We start from the raw sequence: 8134 nt of genomic DNA, 5'->3' as shown, positions 1-8134 counted from the left end.
TGTCTCAGCGCTTCCGCTGCTGCCGCTCCCTGCCGGAAAACCGTTGCAGAAAAAGCTGGTTGTACTGCGCAATGCAGTGATTCGGCTGCGAAATCTGTACAGGCTGCGCCGGAGTCTTCAACGGCTGAAACCTGATCTGGTCTTCTTCGCCTGCCTCGACGATATGCTGCCTACATTGGCTCCCTTATGGCTGTTCAATCTTTTGCTGCCCTATCAGTGGAGCGGCCTGCTGGTTCAGTCCGCCCTGCCGCCTTACCACCGAGGGATGCCCGATACACGCCCTTTCCTGCGAAGCAAGAACTGCGTAGGAGTAGGCATACTGAACGAATATTCAGCGAAAGACCTGGAAACATTTCAGCGCCACATTCTGCTGTTTCCCGACTTTGCCGATCTTTCGGCTCCCGCCACAAACTACCCGTTGCTGCGCAAACTGAAGGAGAAAGCCAGAGGAAGGAAGGTGATATCCCTGCTCGGTTCCATCAATTTCCGCAAGGGGATAAAGTTACTGTTAGAGAGTATCCCTTTATTGCCAAAGGATGAATATTTCTTCCTCATTGCGGGGAAATCATCTCTCACCGCACAACAGGAAAACGACCTGCGGGCGTTCGGGGAGTCAAGGAATAACTGTCTGTTCTCATTGGAGAAGATTCCCGATGAAAGCTGTTTCAATGCCCTGATAGCGGAGAGCGACCTTATTTTTGCCGCATACAAGCAGTTCACCGGCAGCAGCAACCTCCTGACCAAAGCTGCCGCCTTCCGCAAACCGGTCATAGTCAGCCGCGGCCTCTGCATGGGGCGGAGGGTAGAGCAGTACGGAACAGGTCAAACCACCGGAGAAGACAACGCCGGAGAATGCAGCGCAGCTATCCGCTCGCTGTGTACCGAAACAAGGATGGATACTCAGACTTTCGCCCGGTACGCCCACGAACACGAAGTGGAGAAACTAATCACATGTTTTAATCAAATCAGCAAGCATATACAATGAAAGTACTTTTTACATTCGGAGGAATCCCCCACTACCTGAATGCCATGCTCAACAGGCTACAGGCAAAAGGAGTAGAAATAACCGTTGTCAGTCCAAAGAAAGGGAATACGACCATAGGCAAAGGGGTGAAAATGGTAGAAGGAGGAATCTACAAGCATCTGACTACACCGGAGAAGAAGATGTTCTACGGAAAAAGCGCTTTCCCCGCCCTTCCCGAAATCATTGCGGAAGAAAAACCGGATATAGTGGTAATAGGATGGCCCTACTTCCTGCAAGTATTCTTCCAGCCCGCACTGAGAAAGGCTATGAAGTCCTGCAACGCCAAGCTGGTGATTCGTGAAATCCCCTTCCAGACTCCTCCCTACGGAAAGATCAAGGAATATTTCAAAGCCAATCCGATGCACGACGAAGGTATGCGCCTGCTCAGCAAGGGGACCGGATTCTATCTGCGCCAATGGATAACGGCAAGGATACGGAAGTACTGCTACGCCCAAGCTGCCGGAACGCTGAACTACTCGACAGCCGCCTACGACATCCTCCCCTCTTACGGAGTAAAGAAGGAGCAGATACACGTCACTTACAACTCGACCGATACGGAAGCGCTTCTCAAAGAAAAAGAATCCGTACTGGCTTCCCCCTCCATCCTTCCCCCGTGCGACCGTCGACTGCTGCACATCGGACGGCTCGTAAAATGGAAACGGGTAGATTTATTAATAGAGGCTTTCCGGAAGGTAGCTGCCGACTATCCGGAAGCGGAACTGGTGATCGTAGGAGACGGACCGGAACTGGACAACCTCAGACAACAGGCAAACGACCTGCAACTGGCAGACAGCATCCGCTTTATCGGAGCCGTCTATGACCCGAAGACACTGGGCGCCTATATGAACGAATCGAGTATCTATGTGCTTGCCGGCATGGGAGGGCTTTCGATCAATGATGCCATGACGTATGGTATGCCCGTCCTTTGTGCCGTATGCGACAGTACGGAACGCGACCTGGTCATGGAAGGCAAGAACGGCTATTTCTTCAAGGACGGAGACGCCGATAGCCTGGCAGGTAGAATCAGAGAGATGTTCGAATCTCCCGAACGCTGCAAGGAGATGGGAAAAGAATCGGAACGGATGATCCGGGAAAAGATCAATATGGAGACGGTCAGCGAACGCTACCTGAAGGCTTTTCAAGAGATTCTTCGTCTCACTCATCTTCGCGATTCCGGTAATTAGCCGGTGAAGTCCCCAAATGCATCTTTACGTACTTCCCGAAAAAGGACTGGTTGGGGAAGTTGAACTCTTCCGCTATTTCCTTGACGGACTTGTCCGAACGTTTCAGCCGGTACTTGATATGTTCTATCGTCGTTTCATTGATCAAGTCCAGCGGAGTCCTGCCACACGCTTGCTTGATGACTTTCGAAAAATGCTTCGGAGTGTAGCAGAGCGCATCCGCATAATAACTCACAGAACGGTGCATACCCTTGTCTTTCGATAATAGCTCCACGAATTTCCGCAGGGTATAATCCGCCTGTTTGATGCCTTCTTTCGGACTGTCCCCCTTGTCGGGAGCATCGATTTCCTTGTGAAGCTGTCCCAGCATCTCACAAAAAAGGGCGGAGAAGAGATGCTGCATCACTTCCCTGTGATAATAATGAGGTTCATCATTGATCTTCGCCACAATCAAATCCCGATAAAACCTGAAAACAGGATCATCCCCGCCTTCGCTGATAGACTTCACCGGATTGTTGTGGATATGAGCAGCGGTATTCCACGTTTTCTTCTCCATTTTAATAATGCGTTGCAGAAAACGGGTAGAGAATCCCGCCAGCCTTATCTTATATTTAGGACTCAGCATCGTACGACTGATCAGTGTATTGGGAAGACCGAGCAGCAAGTCGCCCGCCTGCAACTGATACGTCCGGTAGTTGATATCCAGCTGGATACACCCTTCTGCACAGACAGCAATAAGGAAACAGTTCAGCCGGACTGTATCATTACTATACGGAATCCCGTCCAGACTGTTGACTATCGCAAAATCATCGTCTATATAATCAAGGATATGCTGACTCTTCTTAAAGTCTTCTATATCTACTGTCATAATGTTCTCTTTTTCCATAGCCTCTCCTTTTTTACTTTTTTGCAAAGTTGGTAAATAATAGGGAAAACAGAATGTCCCAAACTCCTTTATAATTGTTTGATATGTCGTTTATACGCAAATAGTTAGCCACAACAAATACAAATAACGAAAACAGGACATTCATAGAGAAAAATCGGTCACCATTGACTTGTTCTTTTCTCCTACTTTTGTTCTGATTTTAATAAAAGACAAAAAGAGTAAGTATGATTACAGTGAACAAAAAATGGATACGGCTGATAGGAATTGTCGGTTGTACAGTGTGGATGGCATCGTGCAAACAGGCACCGGATGCAGGAGTGAAATCTTCTTATGCAGTCATGCAGATAGAACCAACGGACAAAGAACTTTCTTCCTCCTATTCGGCAACCATACGCGGGCGACAGGATATTGACATCTATCCGCAAGTGTCGGGAACAATCGAGAAACTCTGCGTGACCGAAGGTCAGAAAGTACGTCGGGGACAGTTGCTTTTCATCATTGACCAAGTACCTTACAGAGCCGTGCTCAAAACCGCCACCGCCAATGTGGAAGCGGCCCGCGCCGCTACAAGCACCGCCGAACTGACTTACAAGAGCAACAAGGAACTGTATGCGCAGAAAGTCGTTTCAGAATTTAGCCTGAAGACTGCCGAAAACTCTTATCTCACCGCCAAGGCACAACTGGCACAGGCTGAAGCTCAGGAAATAAGCGCACGCAACAACCTCTCTTATACCGAAGTGAAAAGTCCCAGTGACGGAGTTGTAGGCGCATTGCCCTATCGTGCAGGCGCATTGGTAAGCGCCAACATTCCTTATCCGCTCACTACGGTCAGTGACAATTCGGATATGTACGTCTATTTCTCGATGACCGAAAACCAACTGCTCGCCCTTACCCGACAGTACGGCGACATGGACGAAGCGTTAAAGAATATGCCGGAAGTGGAACTGATTCTGAACGACAACTCAGTCTATCAGAAGAAAGGTACCATCGAATCCATCAGTGGAGTGATCGACCGTCAGACAGGGACCGTAGTGGCACGCGTAGTGTTCCCCAACGAATCACGGCTGCTTCATAGCGGAGCATCGGGCACGGTAGTAGTGCCGAGCATCTACAAGAACTGCATCGCCATCCCGCAGACAGCTACCGTGCGGATGCAGGACAAAACAATTGTATATAAGGTAGTGGACGGCATAGCGGTCTCCACCCTGATCACCGTAGCCGGAATCAACGACGGACGCGAATATATAGTGCTGGACGGCTTGAAAGCTGGTGACGAAATTGTATCGGAAGGCGCCGGACTGGTGCGCGAAGGTACACAGGTTAAATAAGAAGGAGACTGATTATGAAAGGAAATATATTTATCAAACGGCCGGTGATGGCTATCTCCATCTCCGTGCTGATTCTCGCCATAGGGCTTATCTCGCTCTTCACCCTGCCGGTGGAGCAATATCCCGACATCGCACCTCCTACGGTCTATGTGGCTGCCAGCTATACGGGCGCCGATGCCGAAGCAGTGATGAACAGCGTCATCATGCCGCTGGAAGAGAGCATCAACGGGGTGGAAGACATGATGTATATCACGTCCAGCGCCTCCAATGCAGGTCTGGCTATCATACAGGTTTACTTCAAACAAGGCACCGACCCCGATATGGCAGCTGTCAACGTACAGAACCGTGTAGCCAAAGCACAGGGACTGCTGCCCGCCGAAGTAACGAAAGTCGGCGTAAGCACGATGAAACGACAGACCAGCTTCCTGCAAATCGGCGCAATGGTCTGCACCGACGGTCGCTACGACCAGACCTTCCTTGCCAATTATCTGGACATCAACGTCATCCCGCAGATCAAACGTATCGAGGGAGTAGGAGACGTCATGGAGCTGGGCGATACCTACAGTATGCGTATCTGGCTGAAACCGGAACGGATGGCACAATACGGACTGGTGCCTTCGGACATCACCAGCGTGCTGGGCGAGCAGAACATTGAAGCCCCTACCGGCTCACTGGGCGAGAGTTCGCAGAACGTCTTCCAGTTCACGATGAAATATCGCGGAAGACTGAAGAGCGTGGAAGAATTTCAGAACACCGTTGTCCGCTCGCGTGAAGACGGCTCGATACTCCGTCTGAAAGATGTGGCGGATGTAGAACTGGGCACTATGACTTATAGTTTCCGCAGTGAAATGGACAGCCAGCCTGCCGTGCTCTATATGATCTTCCAGACGGCAGGTTCCAATGCGACCGCTGTCAATAAAGAAATTACCGCCCAGATGGAGCGGATGGAGAAAAACCTGCCGGAAGGAACGGAGTTCGTCACCATGATGAGTTCGAACGACTTCCTCTTCGCTTCCATACACAACGTGGTGGAAACACTGATTATCGCCATCATTCTGGTCATCCTCGTGGTATACTTCTTCTTGCAGGACTTGAAGAGTACGCTCATCCCGTCTATCTCCATCATCGTGTCACTGGTAGGTACGTTTGCCTGTCTGGTAGCTGCGGGATTCAGTCTGAACATCCTGACCCTGTTTGCACTGGTGCTTGCCATCGGTACGGTGGTGGATGACGCCATTGTGGTGGTGGAAGCGGTGCAGTCCAAGTTTGACGCCGGATATAAGTCGCCCTACCTTGCCACCAAAGATGCGATGGGCGACGTGACGATGGCTATCGTCTCCTGTACCTGTGTCTTCATGGCCGTATTTATCCCCGTCACCTTCATGGGAGGTACTTCGGGCGTGTTCTATACCCAATTCGGTATCACGATGGCAACTGCCGTAGGTATCTCCATGATCTCGGCTCTGACCCTGTGTCCCGCCCTGTGCGCCATCATGATGCGTCCGTCGGACGGAACCAAGAGCGCCAAGAGTATCAACGGACGGGTACGCGCAGCTTACAACGCTTCGTTCAATGCCGTGCTGGGCAAGTATAAGAAAGGGGTGATGTACTTCATCCGCCATCGCTGGATGGTATGGACTTCACTGGCTGCTACCATCGTCCTGCTGGTTTATCTGATGAGCACGACCAAGACGGGACTCGTGCCGCAGGAAGACCAGGGTGTTATCATGGTGAATGTCAGCATCTCACCGGGAAGCACGCTCGAAGAAACGACGAAAGTAATGGACCGGCTGGAAAACATTCTGAAAGATACGCCCGAAATAGAACACTACGCCCGCGTAGCAGGATACGGTCTGATCTCCGGTCAGGGAACTTCGTACGGTACGATCATTGTCCGCCTGAAAGACTGGAGCGAACGAAAAGGAAAGGAACACGGTTCGGATGCCGTAGCTTCCCGCCTCAACGCACAATTCCAGTCCATCAAGGAAGCGCAGATATTCAGCTTCCAGCCCGCCATGATTCCGGGATACGGTATGGGTAACTCCCTCGAACTGAACCTTCAGGATATGACAGGCGGTGATCTGGCTACGTTCTACGATGCGTCCACACAGTTCCTCAACGCCTTGAACCAGCGTCCGGAAGTGGCTATGGCTTATACATCCTACGCCATCAACTTCCCGCAGCTCTCGGTAGAAGTGGATGCTGCCAAATGTAAGCGTGCAGGAATTTCGCCAAGCGCGGTACTCGATGCGGTAGGCAGTTATTGCGGTGGAGCGTATATCTCCAACTACAATCAATACGGTAAAGTATATCGTGTCATGATGCAGGCATCGCCCGAATACCGTCTGGACGAACAGGCATTGAACAATATGTTTGTGCGCAACGGTACGGAAATGGCTCCGGTGAGCCAGTTCGTTACACTGAAGCAGGTACTGGGACCGGAAACGGCCAACCGTTTCAACCTCTACAGCACCATCACAGCCAATGTGAATCCTGCCGACGGTTACTCTTCGGGTGAAGTGCAGAAAGTGATTGAAGAAGTGGCCGCAGAATCGTTGCCGATGGGTTACGGATACGAATATGGCGGTATGGCACGCGAAGAAGCAAGCAGCGGCGGCGCCCAGACGGTTTTCATCTACGCCATCTGTATCTTCCTGATCTATCTGATTCTGGCTTGTCTCTACGAAAGTTTCCTCGTACCGTTTGCCGTTATCTTCTCCGTACCGTTCGGATTAATGGGCTCGTTCCTGTTCGCCAAGATACTCGGACTGGAGAATAACATCTATTTGCAGACAGGGGTGATCATGCTGATCGGCTTGCTGGCCAAGACGGCTATTCTGATTACGGAGTACGCCATCGAACGCCGCCGCAAAGGGATGGGCATCGTGGAATCGGCCTACTCTGCCGCACAGGTCCGCCTGCGTCCTATCCTGATGACGGTGCTGACAATGATCTTCGGTATGCTTCCGCTGATGTTCTCTTCCGGTGCGGGTGCCAATGGCAACAGTTCGCTGGGTACGGGTGTCGTAGGCGGTATGGCTGTCGGAACGGTGGCATTGCTCTTTGTCGTTCCGGTCTTCTACATCATCTTTGAATACTTGCAGGAGAAAATCCGCAAACCGATGGAAGAAGAAGCAGATGTACAAGTGCTTTTAGAAAAAGAGAAAAGTGAAGCTGAACGTGAACGTTAATAAATAAAAGAAAGAATGAAGAAAAATATCATCCTGTTAGTTGCCATGAGTCTGACGCTGAGCGGTTGTGGCATCTATACCAAATACAAGCCCGCCACTTCCGTCCCCGACGATCTTTACGGCGGGGAAGTGGTGACGGAAGACACTGCCGGTCTGGGGAATATGGACTGGCGGGAACTCTTCACCGACCCTCATCTGCAGTCCCTCATCGAGACAGGGTTGCAGACCAATACCGACTACCAGTCCGCCCAGCTTCGCGTGGAAGAAGCTCAGGCAGTGCTGATGTCCGCCAAACTTGCTTTCCTGCCCGCCTTTGCGCTTTCCCCGCAGGGGACAGTGAGCAGCTTCGATACGAACAAAGCTACGCAGGGTTATTCGCTACCCGTTACCGCCAGTTGGGAACTGGACGTATTCGGCCGTATGCGCAACTCCAAGAAGCAGGCGAAAGCGCTGTATGCACAAAGTGAAGATTACCGTCAGGCAGTCCGCACGCAGCTAATAGCCGGTATAGCCAATACTTATTA

Annotated in this window: 6 protein-coding genes; 5 read left to right on the top strand and 1 reads right to left on the bottom strand. The window is 51.1% G+C overall.

Annotated features, from left to right (window positions below; translation table 11 throughout):
• Positions 1 to 985: glycosyltransferase (locus DW640_RS22735; protein ID WP_117578985.1), on the top strand; the 985-nt coding region annotated here is incomplete at its 5' end.
• Positions 982 to 2208, top strand: coding sequence for a glycosyltransferase family 4 protein (locus DW640_RS22730; RefSeq protein ID WP_117578984.1), 1227 nt, complete (start codon positions 982 to 984; stop codon positions 2206 to 2208). The genes DW640_RS22735 and DW640_RS22730, both read left to right, overlap by 4 nt.
• Here the strand turns inward: DW640_RS22730 and DW640_RS22725 are convergent.
• On the bottom strand, positions 2180 to 3091 hold the full coding sequence (locus DW640_RS22725; RefSeq protein ID WP_008767227.1) for a helix-turn-helix domain-containing protein: 912 nt from the start codon (positions 3089 to 3091) through the stop codon (positions 2180 to 2182). The genes DW640_RS22730 and DW640_RS22725 overlap by 29 nt on opposite strands.
• Positions 3092 to 3315: 224 nt before the next feature.
• Between DW640_RS22725 and DW640_RS22720 the strand changes: the two genes are divergently transcribed.
• From DW640_RS22720 to DW640_RS24160, 3 genes are all read left to right on the top strand, one after another.
• On the top strand, positions 3316 to 4419 hold the full coding sequence (locus tag DW640_RS22720; RefSeq protein ID WP_117578983.1) for an efflux RND transporter periplasmic adaptor subunit: 1104 nt from the start codon (positions 3316 to 3318) through the stop codon (positions 4417 to 4419).
• Positions 4420 to 4433: 14 nt separating this feature from the next.
• A complete protein-coding gene (locus DW640_RS22715) occupies positions 4434 to 7610 on the top strand; it encodes an efflux RND transporter permease subunit (RefSeq protein ID WP_117578982.1) in 3177 nt (1058 codons plus the stop codon).
• 15 nt (positions 7611 to 7625) lie between these two features.
• Positions 7626 to 8134 (top strand): TolC family protein (locus DW640_RS24160; RefSeq protein WP_233525472.1); only part of this gene is annotated, 509 nt, incomplete at its 3' end.

The sequence above is a fragment of the Bacteroides sp. AM23-12 genome, assembly GCF_003434395.1.
Taxonomy (GTDB): Bacteria; Bacteroidota; Bacteroidia; order Bacteroidales; family Bacteroidaceae; genus Bacteroides; species Bacteroides thetaiotaomicron.
The sequence above is the reverse complement of the archived record's forward strand: the minus strand, read 5'-3'. Positions and strand labels throughout refer to the sequence as shown.

Coding starts and splice junctions, on each gene's coding strand:
- DW640_RS22720 (WP_117578983.1), top strand. CDS start 3,316: ATGATTACAGTGAACAAAAAATGGATACGGCTGATAGGAATTGTCGGT.
- DW640_RS22725 (WP_008767227.1), bottom strand. CDS start 3,091: ATGGAAAAAGAGAACATTATGACAGTAGATATAGAAGACTTTAAGAAG.
- DW640_RS22715 (WP_117578982.1), top strand. CDS start 4,434: ATGAAAGGAAATATATTTATCAAACGGCCGGTGATGGCTATCTCCATC.
- DW640_RS22730 (WP_117578984.1), top strand. CDS start 982: ATGAAAGTACTTTTTACATTCGGAGGAATCCCCCACTACCTGAATGCC.